Source organism: Actinoplanes sp. NPDC051513 (assembly GCF_044454685.1).
Taxonomy (GTDB): Bacteria; Actinomycetota; Actinomycetes; order Mycobacteriales; family Micromonosporaceae; genus Actinoplanes.
In genome coordinates this window covers 171,708-186,287 of sequence record NZ_JBITDW010000006.1, presented here as the reverse complement: position 1 = coordinate 186,287, position 14,580 = coordinate 171,708, and the positions used below count along the sequence as shown (strand labels likewise).

Annotated in this window: 15 protein-coding genes; 8 read left to right on the top strand and 7 right to left on the bottom strand. The window is 71.8% G+C overall.

All coding sequences use genetic code 11. From position 1 onward, the window contains the following. Positions 1 to 20 precede the first annotated feature (20 nt). Entirely contained in the window at positions 21 to 1,196 is a 1,176-nt protein-coding gene (locus ACIA5D_RS21290) for an FAD-dependent oxidoreductase (RefSeq protein ID WP_396031867.1), read from the top strand. Here ACIA5D_RS21290 and ACIA5D_RS21285 read toward each other — a convergent pair. The 3 genes from ACIA5D_RS21285 to ACIA5D_RS21275 are packed head-to-tail and all read right to left on the bottom strand — an operon-like array spanning position 1,189 to position 3,508. Continuing rightward, entirely contained in the window at positions 1,189 to 1,986 is a 798-nt protein-coding gene (locus tag ACIA5D_RS21285) for an alpha/beta fold hydrolase (RefSeq protein ID WP_396031866.1), read from the bottom strand. The two genes, ACIA5D_RS21290 and ACIA5D_RS21285, sit on opposite strands and share 8 nt — an antisense overlap. After that, positions 1,986 to 2,645, bottom strand: a complete 660-nt coding sequence (locus ACIA5D_RS21280) for an HAD family hydrolase (protein WP_396031865.1) — start codon at positions 2,643 to 2,645, stop codon at positions 1,986 to 1,988. Before ACIA5D_RS21280 ends, ACIA5D_RS21285 begins: the two co-directional genes overlap by 1 nt. Further along, a complete protein-coding gene (locus tag ACIA5D_RS21275) occupies positions 2,642 to 3,508 on the bottom strand; it encodes an LLM class F420-dependent oxidoreductase (protein WP_396031864.1) in 867 nt (288 codons plus the stop codon). Before ACIA5D_RS21275 ends, ACIA5D_RS21280 begins: the two co-directional genes overlap by 4 nt. Before the next feature lie 308 nt (positions 3,509 to 3,816). Between ACIA5D_RS21275 and ACIA5D_RS21270 the strand changes: the two genes are divergently transcribed. Further along, the gene (locus ACIA5D_RS21270; protein WP_396031863.1) at positions 3,817 to 5,631 is read left to right on the top strand and encodes a glycosyltransferase; all 1,815 of its coding nucleotides are present in this window, start codon (positions 3,817 to 3,819) and stop codon (positions 5,629 to 5,631) included. On the opposite strand, the gene fgd is transcribed toward ACIA5D_RS21270, so the two are convergent. Both fgd and ACIA5D_RS21260 read right to left on the bottom strand, forming a co-directional pair. Beyond that, positions 5,628 to 6,629, bottom strand: a complete 1,002-nt coding sequence (gene fgd / locus ACIA5D_RS21265; protein ID WP_396031862.1) for a glucose-6-phosphate dehydrogenase (coenzyme-F420) — start codon at positions 6,627 to 6,629, stop codon at positions 5,628 to 5,630. The genes ACIA5D_RS21270 and fgd overlap by 4 nt on opposite strands. A gap of 9 nt (positions 6,630 to 6,638) precedes the next feature. Continuing rightward, a complete protein-coding gene (locus ACIA5D_RS21260; protein WP_396031861.1) occupies positions 6,639 to 8,480 on the bottom strand; it encodes a sigma-70 family RNA polymerase sigma factor in 1,842 nt (613 codons plus the stop codon). 157 nt (positions 8,481 to 8,637) lie between these two features. Here ACIA5D_RS21260 and ACIA5D_RS21255 point away from each other — a divergent pair, with 157 nt between their 5' ends. The 4 genes from ACIA5D_RS21255 (at position 8,638) to ACIA5D_RS21240 (ending at position 11,695) form a co-directional block, all read left to right on the top strand. Next, positions 8,638 to 9,024, top strand: a complete 387-nt coding sequence (locus ACIA5D_RS21255) for an ATP-binding protein (RefSeq protein WP_396031860.1) — start codon at positions 8,638 to 8,640, stop codon at positions 9,022 to 9,024. 97 nt (positions 9,025 to 9,121) lie between these two features. Next, positions 9,122 to 10,264 (top strand): PP2C family protein-serine/threonine phosphatase, encoded by a 1,143-nt coding sequence (locus ACIA5D_RS21250; protein WP_396031859.1) that lies wholly within the window; start codon positions 9,122 to 9,124, stop codon positions 10,262 to 10,264. 82 nt (positions 10,265 to 10,346) lie between these two features. Next, positions 10,347 to 10,811 (top strand): MarR family winged helix-turn-helix transcriptional regulator, encoded by a 465-nt coding sequence (locus ACIA5D_RS21245; RefSeq protein ID WP_396031858.1) that lies wholly within the window; start codon positions 10,347 to 10,349, stop codon positions 10,809 to 10,811. A gap of 14 nt (positions 10,812 to 10,825) precedes the next feature. Then, the gene (locus ACIA5D_RS21240; RefSeq protein ID WP_396031857.1) at positions 10,826 to 11,695 is read left to right on the top strand and encodes an LLM class flavin-dependent oxidoreductase; all 870 of its coding nucleotides are present in this window, start codon (positions 10,826 to 10,828) and stop codon (positions 11,693 to 11,695) included. Here the strand turns inward: ACIA5D_RS21240 and ACIA5D_RS21235 are convergent. After that, positions 11,692 to 12,039 carry an Lsr2 family protein gene (locus ACIA5D_RS21235; protein ID WP_396031856.1) on the bottom strand — a complete coding sequence of 116 codons (348 nt, stop codon included), beginning with the start codon at positions 12,037 to 12,039 and terminating at the stop codon, positions 11,692 to 11,694. The two genes, ACIA5D_RS21240 and ACIA5D_RS21235, sit on opposite strands and share 4 nt — an antisense overlap. Positions 12,040 to 12,240: 201 nt before the next feature. Here ACIA5D_RS21235 and ACIA5D_RS21230 point away from each other — a divergent pair, with 201 nt between their 5' ends. Together ACIA5D_RS21230 and ACIA5D_RS21225 are read left to right on the top strand one after the other, a co-directional pair. Then, a complete protein-coding gene (locus ACIA5D_RS21230) occupies positions 12,241 to 12,669 on the top strand; it encodes a hypothetical protein (protein WP_396031855.1) in 429 nt (142 codons plus the stop codon). Between the two features lie 50 nt (positions 12,670 to 12,719). After that, positions 12,720 to 13,943, top strand: coding sequence for a D-alanyl-D-alanine carboxypeptidase family protein (locus ACIA5D_RS21225; protein ID WP_396031854.1), 1,224 nt, complete (start codon positions 12,720 to 12,722; stop codon positions 13,941 to 13,943). On the opposite strand, the gene ACIA5D_RS21220 is transcribed toward ACIA5D_RS21225, so the two are convergent. Next, positions 13,936 to 14,436: a DUF456 domain-containing protein gene (locus ACIA5D_RS21220; RefSeq protein WP_396031853.1), complete on the bottom strand. Its 501-nt coding sequence runs from the start codon at positions 14,434 to 14,436 to the stop codon at positions 13,936 to 13,938. The genes ACIA5D_RS21225 and ACIA5D_RS21220 overlap by 8 nt on opposite strands. Positions 14,437 to 14,580 lie beyond the last annotated feature (144 nt).

The following is a 14,580-nucleotide window of genomic DNA, read 5'->3' as shown; positions in this document are numbered from 1 at the left end:
GACACAGTTTAGGGGGAGACATGGACGTCCTGATCTCGGGCGCGAGCATCGCCGGGCCGGCGCTGGCCTACTGGCTGGGCCGGTTCGGGTTCCGGCCGACGATCGTCGAGGTCGCGCCGGCCCTGCGCACGGGTGGCAGCGCGGTCGACTTCCGCGGGCCGCTGCACATGGGCGTGCTCGAGCGGATGGGCGTGCTGCCGGCGCTGCGCTCGGCCGAAACCGGGGGCACGGTGATGCGATTCGTCGACGCCGATGGCGATCGCCTGATGGAGTGGCCGGCCGGGCTGGCCGGAGGCGACCTCGAGGTGCAGCGTGGCGACCTGTCCCGAGTCCTCTGCGACGCCGGCCCGTCGACCGCGTTCTTGTTCGGCGACCGCATCGCCGCGATGACCGAGACACCTTCGGGGGTCGAGGTCACCTTCGCGAGCGGGCTGCAGCGTGTCTTCGACCTCGTCGTCGGCGCCGACGGCGTCCACTCCGGGGTGCGGCGGCTGGCATTCGGCCCCGAGGAACAGTTCGTGAAGCACCTGGGCTACTACGTGGGCGGGTGGGACGTGCCCAACGAGTGGGGCCTGAGCCGCGAGTCGGTGCTGCACAACGACCCGGGCCGGATGATGAGCGTCGGCGGCGACCACCGCGACCCCGCACTGGCCGGGGCGTTCGTGGCGTTCGCCTCCGACCGGCTGAGCTACGACCGGCACGACCGCGACGCGCAGAAGCGGCTGCTCCGCGAGCGCTACGCGGGGATGGGCTGGCTGGCGCCGCGACTGCTCGACCTGCTCGACGCCGCCCCCGACCTGTGGTTCGACCAGATCTGCCGGGTCGACGCGCCACAATGGACCAAGGGGCGGGTCGCGCTGGTGGGCGACGCGGCGTGCGGCGCCACCATCGGCGGGCAGGGCAACGGCACGGCGATCGTCTCGGCGTACGTGCTGGCCGGCGAGCTCGCGGCGGCCCGCGGCGACCACCGCGTCGCGTTCCCGGCGTACCAGAAGCGGATCAGCAAGTTCGCCCGTGGCACCCAGAAGGGCGGCGACACCACCGGCAAGTTCCTGGCGCCCAAGACGGCGACCGGCATCCGCGCCCGCAACTATCTGAACAACCGGAAGTGGTTCATCGACCTGACCTTCAAGATCGCGGCCGACCGCAGCACGAACATCGAGCTGCCCGACTACGCACGCCTGGCCGTCAAGTGACGGAAAGCGCCCCGTCGATCGCCGCGCGGGTGCCCTCGGGGTCGGTCACCCACGGGAAGTGGCCCGCGTCCGGCAGCCAGATGATCGAGGCGTTCGGGAGCCAGTCGGCGAGCACGTGCGGGGCGGCCAGGCCGGTCACCACGTCCCGGTCGCCCGCGATGATCGTCACGGGCACGCCGACCGCGGCCAGGTCGCCGGGGTCGAGGGTGTCCGACCAGAAGTCCTCGTAATCCGCGGTCACCTCCGGCCGGCGCGCGTGCTCCCGCACGGCCGGGGTGTCGGCGCCGTAGACGAGCGGCATGAGGGCCGGGTCGAGCTCGCCGTCGGGGTCGGCGTCCCAGGCGCTCTTCGCGGCGGCGTACCAGGACTCCGCCGAGAACCACCGCTTCACCAGCACGTCCTGCGTGGGCTCGTCGGCGCCGAGCGGGATCGGCTTGCGCGACGGCGTGAGCAGCACCAGCCGCGCGACGCGGGAGGGGTGCCGCGCGGCGTAGGCGAGGACGGGCCACGCCCCCGCCGAGTGGCCGAGCAGGTCGAGGCGGTCGGCGCCGAGGTGGAGCCGCAGCTCCTCGAGATCTTCGGCCAGGGCGGTGAAGACGTGCGACGGCGCCGGTTCGGAACGGCCGGTGCCGCGCGGTTCGAGGAGCAGCAGGGTGCGGTGCACCCCGCCGAGGTCGTCGAGATATCCGGCGGGCCGTCCCGGCCCGCCGGGCTGGCAGACCAGGAGCGGCCCGTCGCCGCGCAGCTCGTAGTGCAGTTCGGTGCCCGCAGCCGACCGGAAGACCCCCATCAGCGGAGCCTATCGATCTCTTCCACTGTCAGCGCGCCGATATCGGTCACGACCAGGCTCGCCTTCGCGATCGCGTCCTCGGCGGGTGGGTAGACACCGTGCGGCACCGCCACCACCGCCAGCCCGGCCGCGGCGGCCGAGCGAAGGCCGTTGCTCGAGTCCTCGACCGCGGCGCAGGCCGCCGGGGCAAGGCCGAGCTTCTCGGCCGCGGCGAGGTACACGTCGGGGTAGGGCTTGCCGCGCGGCACCTCCTCGGTCGACAGCGTCACCTGGAAGGCGCCGGTCAGCCCGGCCGTGGCCAGCACCTGATCGATCAGAACCCGCGCCGACGAGCTGGCGAGCGCCAGCGTGAAGCGCTGGCCGATCCGGTGGACGGCCTCGGCCGCGCCCGGGATGAGCGGCAGGTTCGTGCGGTAGCGCTCGGCCATCCGGCCCAGCACGTCGGCGGCGACCTGCTCGGGGGTACGCGGCACGCCGACCTCCTCGGCCAGGTGCCGCGACCACTCGCCCGTGCTCATGCCCATCATCCGGTCCTGGCTGTCCGGGAGGAAATCGCGGCCGTGCTCGGCCACGTACCCCCGGCGCACCTCCTCCCAGACCTCCTCGGAGTCGATGATGACGCCGTCGAGGTCGAAGACGACCGCCCGGATCGTGCTCACAGCTCCGCTGCCGCTGGGATGATCTCGTTCTGGAAGATCTCGAACTGCTTCGTGTCGTACGCGTTGACCAGGCTGCCGTGCGCTTGCTGGAAACCCATGCGGGCGAGACCGCGCAGGCCCTCGATGATCTCGCCGGGGCTCTTGGTGGTGAGGTCGTAGTGGAACATGACGGTCTTCTCGATCTCGTCGTAGTCCCGGCCCACGTTCTCGCAGTGCTGCTTCAGCACGTCGAGCTTGTGCCCCACCTCGGGCGACGGGAAGAGGTTGCAGGCGTCGGCATACTTCGCGACCAGCAGCAGCGTCTTCTTCTCGCCACCACCGCCGATCAAGATGCGCGGGTGCGGCTTGCTCAGCGGCATCGGCGAGTTGAGCAGCCGGCCCAACTGGTAATGCTTGCCGCGGTAAGGGGTCTCGTCGCCGGCGAACATCTGCTTGCAGATCTGCAGCGTCTCCTCGAGCCGCTCGAAGCGCTCCTTGGTCGAGGGGAAGAACAGGCCAAGGCCGCGCGATTCGTCCTCGTTCCACGCGGCGCCGATGCCGAGCAGCGCGCGGCCGCCGGAAAGCACGTCGAGGGTGGTCACCGCCTTGGCGAGCAGTCCCGGGTCGCGGTAGGTCACGCCGGTGACCATGGTGAACAGCTTGGCCGTCCTGGTGTGGGCGGCGAGGTAGCCGAGGGCGGTGTACGCCTCGAGCATGGCGTTCTCGGCCGGGCCGACCCCGCGGATCTGCCAGACGTGGTCCATCACGCTGATCCGGTCGAAGCCGGCCTCGTCGGCGGACGAGGCCACGTCGGCGAGGGTCGCGCCGAGCTGAGGGGCGTCTCCGGGCCAGGTGAAATTCGAGATGTGCAGGCCAAGTTTCACTGCCCAATTCCTTCCGCGAGGACATTCACGGCATCTGATCCGCAACAGTCACGACCCTACCGCTTACACCCCTTTGTTGTACGCACAGTAGCCGCTCGGCTAACAGAGGCGATCCGTGATCGCCGTCTCGGGGGTCCGGTTCGGTCCGTCGAGCGGAGGGCTCTCCACCGTTCCGCTGAGTTGCTGTTCGGTTGCCGGCCGGTAGCTTCGAAGATCAGCAGTTCACCGTGAGGAGCACCGCCATGCCTTCCTCGCCGCTCAACCCAGCGACGACCCGTCACCGCCGACCATCACCGTCCGTAAGCGTCGTGATTCCGGTCCGCGACCCCGGCGGCCTCCCGCTGACCCTGCGCGGCCTCCCTCCGGTCGACGAGGTCATCGTCGTCAGCGAAATCCCCGCCGCCTCCCTCGCGCCGAGCCTCGCCTCCTCTGCCCCCGCCTCGCCCGGCCACGCCGCGTTCGGCCTCACCTCGCCCGGCCTCACCTCGCCCGGCCCCGCCTCGCCCGGCCCCGCCTCGCCCGGCCCCGCCGCGTTCGACCCCGCGTCGCCCGGTCCCGCCGCGTTCGACCCTGCGTCGCCCGGCCCCGCCGCGTTCGGCCCCGCCTCGTCCGCGCCGGCCGACGTCGCGTCGATCGTCCGCGCAGCCTGGCCGGCCGCCCGGGTGCTCCGCGCCGGCCGTCCCGGCCCCGGCAACGCCCTGGCCACCGGCCTGGCCGCCGCCCGCGGCGACATCGTGGTGACCCTGAACGGCGACGGATCCACCGACCCCGCCGAGATCCCGCACTACGTGGCCGCGCTCACCGCGGGCGCCGATGTGGCGGTGGGTTCCCGCTACCGCGACTCCGGCCGCGACCTGACCGGCGGCCGATTCCGCCGCTGGGCCAACGTCTTCCTGATCTGGATCGTCAACACCCTGTTCGGCGTTCGCCGCACCGACCCGGGCTTCGGCTACGCCGCCTTTTGGCGCGACGCCCTTTCCCGGCTTGACCTTCCCGACCCGTCCTCCCGAGCCGGCGCCGCCTGGGGCGACGGCCCCGAGCTGGGCCCGATGCTGGCCCTGCGCCCGTCGATCCGGGGCCTGCGGGTGGCCGAGGTGGCAAGCGTCGCCTACCCCCGCATGAGCCGGCCGGCCCGCGCCGAACGCCCCGGCCCGCGCCACTGGATCCGCCTCCTGACGACGGAGTTCCCGCACCGCCACGCCAACGCCGCCGATTCCGGCTCGGGCGCGGGCGCCGTCCACGCCGACGGTCCCGCTTCCCGCGCCGGCTCCACCCGTGCCGACGGTTCCGCCGCGAAGGCCGGCCGCACGGGGCCCGGCCGCACGGATATCCGCCCCACGGAGAACGGCCGCACGGGGACCGGCCGCACGGGCGCCGGCCTCACGGGCGCCGGCCGCACGGGCGCCGGCCGCACGGACACCGGCCGCACGGACACCGGCCTCACGGACACCGGCTTCACGGGCGCCGGCCTCACGGACACCGGCTTCACGGGCGCCGGCCTCACGGGCGCCGGCCTCACGGGCGCCGGCCTCACGGGTTCGACCGCGGACCTGGGAGCCGCGGGCGCCGATGAGACGGGCGCGGAGGGGCACGGCACCGACCGCCGGCCGCAGGGCGAGCCGATCTGGGGCCCGCCGAGCCGCCGCACTTCGCCCGCCCGCGACCTGTGGCGGGCCGGCGAGAACCCGGTCCCGCACACATCGCCGCGCTCGATAGCGAACGTGACCCCGCACGCCTGGCGCACCGGCTACCCCGGCCGCGCCGCTGCCCCTGAATTCGGTAGCACCGCCAGCCCGGACTCCGGTCGCACCGCCGGGCGAGACGGCACCGCCGGGCGAGACGGCACCACCGGGCGAGACGGCACCACCGGGCGAGACGGGACCACCGACCCGGACGCCAAGCCGCGCTCGGCCGAGGACGCCCGGCCGGACTCCGCCGCGGCGCGCTTGATCCCGCCGCAGCCTCCGGCGGCACCGCGGCGTGAGGTGGGCACCAAGCGCCGCCGCATCGAGGGCCTCCGCCAACGCCCCGACCTGCGCGTCATCAACGGCGAGGGGACCGGAAGCGGGCGCACTCGCAGTGGACGGCTGCGCCCGGTCCCCAGGGAAAACCTCGGCGGTTAAGCGGCGGCGGCGCGGAGCCGGGGCAGGATCTGGTCGGCGTACAGGCGCAGGAAACGCTCCTGGTCGGGGCCCGGCGCGTGGAACACCAGGTGCTTGAAGCCCATGTCGAGGTATTCCTGCACCCGGTTGCCGTGCTCTTCGGGGTCCGAGGAGCAGATCCAGCGAGTTACCGTGCGATCGACCGGGAGGGCATCGGCTCGGCGCTGCATTTCCAGCGGGTCCTCCACGCCGGTTTTCTCCTCGGGCGAGAGGGCCAGCGCGCCCCAGTAGTGGGTGTCGTTGCGGGCCTTTTCCATGTCGTCGTCGAACGAGACCTTGACCTCGATCATCAGGTCGAGGTCGTCGAGCTTGCGGCCGGCCTTCTCGGCGCCCTCGCGGACCGCCGGCAGCAGGGTTTCGGTGTACAGGTCGTGGCCCTTGCCGCTGGTGGTGATGAAGCCGTCGGCGATGCGGCCGGCCAGGCGGGTGGCGGCCGGCCCTGAGGCGCCGATGTAGATCGGCACCGGGGAGGACGGCTTGTCGTAGATCGTGGCGTTCTCGGTGCGGTAGAACTGGCCCTCGTAGGTGACCCGGTCCTCGGCCCAGAGCTTCTTGATGAGCTGCACCGACTCCTTAAGGCGGGCGAAACGCTCCTTGCCGTCGGGCCAGGGAATGCCCAGCGGCACCTCGTTGAGCGACTCGCCGGAGCCGACGCCCAGCACCACCCGGCCAGGCGCCAGCAGGCCGAGCGTGGCGAACGCCTGCGCGACCACGGCGGGGTGGTAGCGGAACGTCGGGGTGAGCACGCTCGTGCCGATCAGCACCCGCTCGGTGCGGGCGGCGAGCGCTCCCAGCCACGGAAGCGCGGCCGGCGCGTGGCCGCCGTGATGCCGCCAGGGCTGCAGATGGTCGGAGACGAACACCGAGTCGAAGCCCAGCTCCTCCGCCAGCACGCTGTACCCGAGAAGCTCCGCCGGCGCGAACTGCTCGGCCGACGCCTTGTACCCGAACCGAATCATGGCTCGACCCTAACCCGCGGCCTTGTAGGCCTCCCCCGCAGCGGTGGGCGAATCCCCGTCCTTGTAGAGGCCGAAGTCGACGCTGTCGCCGACCGCCGGCAGGCCGAACCAGGCGTACCGCTCGACGTACGACCTGCTCTGCAGACCGCTCGTGGTGCCCTTGATGAACGTGACCAGCTGCGACGCGCTCGGGTACTTCGGCGAGCCGGAGAAGTTCATCAGGCCGAACTCGGTGACCCAGATGGGCTTGTTGTAGCGCTTGTGCACGGCGTCCACGTACCCGAGGAACTGGCCGACCGCGGCGGCGCTGAAGTCCGACCCGTACCAGTGCAGGGTGATGAAGTCGACCCGGTAACCCTTGTCCTTCGCCCCGCTCATGAACCGGTCGAGCCACCCGCCGGCCGTGTCCCCGCCGTACGCGACCGACGGCGAACCCAAGCGCAAGCCGGTCGCCTGGAGCTTGGGCCACGCGGCCAGGGCATCTTCGACGCTCATGTCGGCCTGCCCGGCCATGTCGGGCTCGTTGAAGCCGAGCAGCTCGCCGCCGCTCTCCTTCTTGGCCTTCGCGATGGTGGCGTCGGTGGCGTCGCCCTTGGCCCGGATCATCGGGACGAACTCGACCCCGGACGGGCCGGGCACGTCGTCGTTGTTCGACGCCCAGTTGTAGTACCAGCCCGCGCCGACGTCGCCGAGCGCCGCCTTGAGGCCGGTGAACTTCCAGACGCCGACGCCCTTCTTCTTGCTCGCCTTCGCGGTGATCACGACGGCCGGTTTCTTCGTCCTGGTCTTGGCAGGCGCGGGCGACGGCGAGGTCGTGGCGGGCGTGGGGGCGGCGCTGACGGTGGTGGGCGACGGGACCGGCGCGGAGGTGACGACGACGGCGGCGGTGGGCCGCTGCGGCGGCGCGGCCTGGTGGTAGACGACCACGGCCGTCCCGGCGCCGGCCACCGCGGTGGTGGCGAGCGCCGCGGTCAGCACCTTCTGCGACACGCCGAACCCGATCTTGGTGGCCAGCTGCGCCCCGCCGGCCTTCGCGGCGGCGGCGTGGCCGGTGAGACCGGTGAGACCGGCCAGCGACCCCGGCAGCGAGCCGGCCAGCGACGCGGGGATCGGCACCAGCGCCATCCCGGCGAGCAGCCGCTCGGCCGCGACCAGGTTGAGCCAGGCGGGCGAGCAGTACGCGCAGTCACGCGTGTGCCGGGCGATGCGCTTGCGCCACAGCGCGCTCGGCGGGCCGTCCCAGTGCACGGTGACCAGGCGAAGGTCGGGGCAGGTCGGCTGGGCGGCCAGCGCCCGCACCACGACCCGGGCCGTCTCGAGCTGGCCCTTCATCCGCTGGATGCGCACGGCCGCGTGCTGGCGGGTGACCTCGGTGGCCTCGACGATCTCGTCCCGGGTGAGCTCGCCGGATGCCTCCAGCCACCACAGCGAGAGCAGCTCGCGGTTCTCCTCGTCGAGCCACCGGGTCGCCTCGGCGGTCTCGCGGCGCTGCCCGGACAGCTCGAGGCGGGTGATGGCCAGGTCGGTGAAGTCGGCCCCGGGATCGCGTACGTCCTCGTGGAGCAGCGCCTCGGGCGCGCCGCGCCGGAACCGGAACCGCTCACGCACCTGGCGGACGGTGATCGCCACCAGCCAGGACCGGAACGACTCGGGCTCGCGCAGGTCGCCGAGGTTGCGCAGCACCCGCAGCATCACCTCCTGCACCACGTCGTCGACGTCCGCGTGGCCCTCGAGGGCGCGGCCGACGATGGTGTAGACGAGCGGCAGATAACCCGCGACCAGCCGGTCGACCGCGGCCGGGTCGCCGGCGCGGGCCGCGATGACGGTCGCGATGTCGGGTTGGTCCGCCATGTGCCTGCCTTTCGTCGTACGTACCCGCCCATGGTTTTGCCGGGCGACCATAGGGGGACGCGCGAGCTGTCCATGGATAACACGTTTTTCGCGACCACCTGGTTGAGCACAGTCGCGGTTAGGCAGGCCGGACCCAGGGCACATGAGGGATATGCGTATGACAGTCCGGCTCGACCTGCCGCGTGAAGCCGGCAGCGTTCCCGCCGTGCGCCGACTGTTGCGCAGCGCCCTCGCTGTCCTGCACGTGGACCAGGAGTCCGGCGCCGATCTGGAGCTCGCGATCACGGAGGCCTGCGCCAACGTGGTCAACCACGCGTCGGATACGGAGAGCTTCGAGGTCCATCTCGAGGTCCACGAGGACCGCTGCACGATCGACGTCCGCGACGGCGGGGCCGGCTTCGACCCCGCCGCGATCGAGCCGCCCGATTCGGGGAGCGAGCGCGGCCGTGGACTCTTCCTGATCAGGGCGCTCGCGGAGAACGTACGGATGCAGTCCACGCCTCGTCGCGGCAGTCTCATCCATTTCGAGAAGTCGCTCGCCTGAGACACCCCGGAGTGCCAGGGCTCGTCAGCCGCAGCGGGGGCATGCGCCTATCATGCTTGCACTCCGGCAATTATTGCCGACCGTGAAAGGAGATCGAGTGTCCGACGGCCCGCCATCGGTCGGCGCGCAGCTGCGCGCGGCGCCGCCCGATCGCCTTTCCGAGGTCACCGCCGAGCACCTGCGCGCCCACTACTCCGCCGACCGGGTCGAGGTGCTGCTCGGCGATCTGAGCCTGTCCGGCCTGTGGCCGGTGCTCGACCCCGAGGGCCCCACCGGCGGCACCCTGGAGCAGCGCTGCTTCGGCAGCCAGCTGCCGGTGGTGGACCCCCGCCCGGACGGCCCGGCCAAGGTTCTGCTGCCCCTCACCGTCTGGGGCGACCGGCTCGGCGTGCTGAGCCTGGAGACCGGGCGCGAGACCACCCGCGACCTGACCGCCCAGCTCGCGGTGATCGCCGACGAGCTCGCCATGGCGCTGCGCACCGCCGATCGGGACACCGACCGCTACCACAAGGTGCGCCGCCGGCAGCGCCTGACCATGGCCGCCGAGCTCCAGTGGGACCTGCTGCCCGGGCGCTCGCTCAACGGCGAGCGGTTCCGGCTGGCCGGGGCGCTCGAGCCGGCGTACGCGGTCTACGGCGACCACTACGACTGGTCGGTCACCGGCGACCGGCTCACCGTGACCGTGCTCAACGGGCACGGCGACGGGATCGAGGCGGCGCTGCTCACCGCGGTCGCCGTCAACGCCATGCGCAACGCCCGCCGCTCGGGCGCCGGCATCGTCGAGCAGGCCGAGCTGGCCTCCGACGCCGTCTACTCGCGGCATGGCGGCAACTCGTACGTGGCCACGCTGCTGCTCGAGATCGGGCTGACCGACGGCGCCGTCGAGGCGGTCGACGCCGGCTCCCCGAAGGCGATGGTGGCGCACAACGGCGACATCCGGCCGATCACGCTGGAGCAGCAGCTCCCGCTCGGCATGTTCGGCGACAACCGGTACGAGACGCAGAAGTTCCAGCTCGAGCCCGGCGACCGGCTGCTGGTGACGAGCGACGGCGTGCACGCAGCGGCGCCCGGCGGGCGGGTCCCGTACGGCACGTCCGCACTGCTCACGGCCCTGCGCCGCACCCGGCTCCAGCCGCCGTCGGAGGCGGTCGGAACGGTGGTCCGCGCACTGCGCGAGTACCACAACGGGCTGGACGCGGATGACGATGCGGTGCTCGTCTGCTTGGATTGGGTGCGATAGCCGAGCATGATTCGCGGCCCGAGGGGGTAGTCGCAGTCCGGCACCACGTAGCTGGCGTCTGCAGAACAAGGACATATTCGACATGGACCACCGGGTCACCCACGTCGCCGCGGCCGTCGAGTCGGCGGTCGAGTCCCTCGTGTCCGTGCTGGACGCCGCCCGGGTTGCGCAGGCCCCCACCGTGCCGCCCGCTCAGCTGCGCGTGCTGACGTTCATCTCGGACAACCGGCAGACCAACATGAGCCGCCTGGCCGAGGCGCTCGACGTGGTGCCGTCGTCGGCGAGCCGGCTCTGCGACCGGCTGGAAGCGGCGGGCCTGCTGCGCCGGGTGCCCGACCCGCGCGACCGCCGCGAGGTGCGGCTCATGCTGACCCCGGCGGCGCGGCGGCTGCTCGACCAGATCCGCGAGCGCCGGCGGGTGGCGCTGGCCGAGGTGCTCGACCGCATGCCCGAGCAGGCGCGCGACGAGCTGCAGCGCTCGCTGGCGGCCTTCGCCGAGGCGTCCGAGCCGGGTGAGGAAGATACGGCCGATCTGCGTACGGCCTGAGGTAGGTTCCCGGCATGCGCATCGGCATCGTGATCCTCCCCGACCAGCGCTGGCCGGTGTCCGCGGGCCGCTGGCGCCGCGCCGAGGAGTACGGCTTCGACCACGCCTGGACGTACGACCACCTGGGCTGGCGCGACCTGATCGACGGCCCGTGGTTCGACGCGGTGCCCACGCTGACCGCGGCGGCCATGGTCACCAGCCGGATCAAGCTGGGCACGTACGTGGCCTCGCCGAACTTCCGGCATCCGGTGCACTTCGCCCGGGAGGTGACCGCGCTCGACGACATCTCGGGTGGCCGGCTGCTGCTCGGGCTGGGCGCCGGCGGCATCGGCTTCGACTCGGCGGTGCTCGGCGAGCCCGAGCTGACCCCGCGCCGGCGGGTCGACCGGTTCACCGAATTCCTCGACCTGCTCGGCACGATCCTGGCGAACCCGGCGACGACGTGGCGCGGCGAGTGGTATCAGGCGGTCGACGCCCGCAGCATCCCCGGCCCCGTGCAGCGGCCCCGCCCGCCGTTCATCGTCGCGGCGAACGGCCCGCGCGCCCTGCGGCTGGCCGTCAAGCACGGCGACGGCTGGGTCACCACGGGTTCGCACGAGGTTCCCGACGCGGAGGCATGGTGGCGGTCGGTGGCCGGGACGGTGGCCCGCTTCGAAGAGACGATGAGCGCGGCCGGGCGCCCACCGGACGCCATACCGCGCTATCTCAACCTGGACACGTCGCCGGTCTATTCGATGACCAGCGTCGACGCCTTCACCGACGCGGTGGGCCGAGCCGCCGCCCTGGGCTTCACCGACGCCATCACCCATTGGCCGCGGGCATCTAGTTGGTACGCCGGCGACGAGAAAGTCTTGGAATCCGTCGCCGGCTTGTTCCCTCTTTAGCGGCCGTTCGCGGCGCGGTAGGCGTCGGTCACCGACTGCGGAATGCGGCCGCGCTCGGAAATCTGGTGGCCGTTGGCCTGGGCCCACTCGCGGATCGACCGGTTCTCGTCACGCGAGCCCGCGGTGCGGCTGGGCGACGTGCGCCGGGCGGGGATCCGGCCCGCGCCCCGGCCCAGACGGGTGCCCGCGGTGATGAACGGGTCGAGAGCCTTACGCAGCTTCCCGGCATTGGCCTCGGAAAGGTCGATCGTGTAGTTAATACCGTCGAGACTGAACTCGACGGTGCGGTCTGCCTTCTTTCCGTCCAGATCGTCGATCAGCGTGGTGATAACCTGCCGCGCCATAATGACTCCCGAGTTAATCCAGATCAACCGCGCCCAGTGTTGCTCGTAACCGGCTTCCGGCGCAACTCATCGGGCCAGAATTCGCAATTGTTTCCTTCCGTGGCCGGTCCGTTATTCAAATGGCGGGACCGGCATTCACGGGAAACGGGGGAGGAAAGACCGGGTGGCAGGCGGGCGCGTGGATCACCTAGGGTCGCAGGCATGGACGAGCGTGCGGCGTGGAACGAGCAGCGCCGGCGGGCCATCGACGAGCACGCGGCCGCGCTCGCGGCCGGCCGGGAGACCGAGGCTCGTCAGGCCGCCGACCTGCTCACTTCGTTCGTCCAGCGCGCCGCCGAGGGCGGCCTGCCGCCACACCGGCTGACCGCGCGCAGCTTCGACGGCCGCGCCACCTACCGCACGAAGGCGCGCGGCTGGTATCTGAAGTCGAATCGTTCGATCGCCGTCGGTGAGCACGGCGAGTATTACGTCCTGACCGTTCCGTCATCGTGGCGTGCCCGGTTCACCGGCGCCGACCTCTCCCCCAGCATCCCCAAGCTGATCGTCGGCGCGGGCGGCGGTGACGGCGAGACCATTCCGCTGGCTCAACTCCTCGACCAGCGGCTCGACGCAGGAGCAACCTGGCCTTGATCCGCATCCCCCTCAGCCGGATCGCGGCGGCAACCTCAGCCGCTGTTTTGATGATCGCCTTCCCCACAGTCCCCGCCGCGGCCCAAAAAACAACCCACAAGACAGTCGCGGCTCAAAAGACAAAAGCCGACATTCCCTGCCCCAAGCCGAATGTGGCGAAGCCGGCCGGCATACCGCCGAGACCGGTGCCGCCCGCCGACAACCCGGTCGACAGCACGGTCGGTGGCGATTCCCTCGCCACCCACGGTCTGATCATTCCGGGCGGCGCGAAAAAGCCGCCGGCGGTCACCGCGACCACGTGGATCGTCGCCGACCTCGACACCGGCGAGGTGCTCGGCGCGTGCGGGCCGCACGTCTACCAGACCCCGGCGAGCGTGCAGAAGACGCTGCTGGCCGCCACGGTGATCGACAAGCTCGACCCGAAGCAGACCATGACCGTGGTGCGCGGCGACCTCGACATCGAGGTCAACAGTTCGGCGGTCGGACTGGTGGTGGGCGGTAAGTACCCGATCTCCACGCTGTGGCTGGGCCTCATGCTCAACTCGGGCAACGACGCCGCGAACGCCCTGGCCCGGCTGGCCGGTGGCGGCGGCTCCGACGGCGTGGCCAAGACGGTGGCGGCCATGAACGCCGAGGCCCAGCGGCTCGGCGCATACCAGACGCACGCGGTCACGCCCAGCGGGCTCGATGGCAAGGGGCAATTCACCAGCGCGTACGACCTGGCGCTGATCGCCCGCAAGGACTTCGCGAACGCGGACTTCCGCAAGTACGTGCTCACCAAGTCCGCGCAGATGCCGGCCCAGCCGCAGCTGAAGAAGAAGGGCTTCCAGTTCCAGAACGAGAACAAGCTGATCTTCAACTATCCGGGAGCGATGGGCGGCAAGACCGGCTTCACCACGGTGGCACGGCACAGCTACGTGGGCGCGGCGCAGCGCAACGGCCGGCGTCTCGTGGTGACGCTGCTCGGCGCCGAGGCGCACCCGCTGCGCGGCTGGCAGCAGGGCGCCGCGCTGCTCGACTGGGGTTTCGCGCTGCCCAAGGATTCCTCGGTCGGCACGCTGATCACGCCGGACGAGGTCGCCCAGCAGAAGGCCACCGCCGAGGCGAGGACCGAGTCGACGACCGCCCCCAAGGCCGTCGCGCCCTCGATCCGCTCGGCTTCGGGACGGGACCTGACGACCGTGATCGCGGCGGGCGGCATCGCGCTGGCGCTGGCCGGCACGCCGCTGCTCCTCCTTCTCACGCAACGCAGGAGAAGGAGGAGGCTCAGGTAGCGAGCAGCCCGAAGACCCAGACGACGGCGACGCCGAGCCCCGCGGTGAACTCGATCAACATCGCGAGGCCGGCCGCGCCGAGCGCCTGCTTGGTCGAGGGCCAGGCCTGACCGGGGCCGAGCCGGACGCGCTCGACCAGCCACACCCCGAGCACGAAGCCGAGGATCAGCCCCACCACCGGCACCACGAAGAACCCGATCAGGCCGAGCACGCCACCGGCCAGCAGCGCCGAGTTGGGCACGCCGGCCGCCTTCAGACGCTTGCCGGGTACGAGGTACTTCACCAGCGCGCCGAGCACGGCCACCAGCGTCGCGACCACGAGCACGACCCACTTGAGCGTGCCCGAGGCATCCCCGGCGAGGGCCCAGAAGAGCACGCCCGCCCAGGCCAGCAGCAGTCCGGGCAGGATCGGGATGACCACGCCGATCACCCCGAGCGCGATGGCGATCCCGGCGATCACATTGACGGTCGTGCCGGTGTCGAACAGGTCCATGACTCCAGCCTGCCCAATGCCCGCAAACTCCTAAACCGCGACCGCCCCGCCGATGAGGAGACAGGCGATTCCCCGTCCCCGCGGGGTGTGCGGTGCCGGGGAATCGGCTGGCTCCTCATCGGCGGGGCGGTCGCCCGCGGAGCG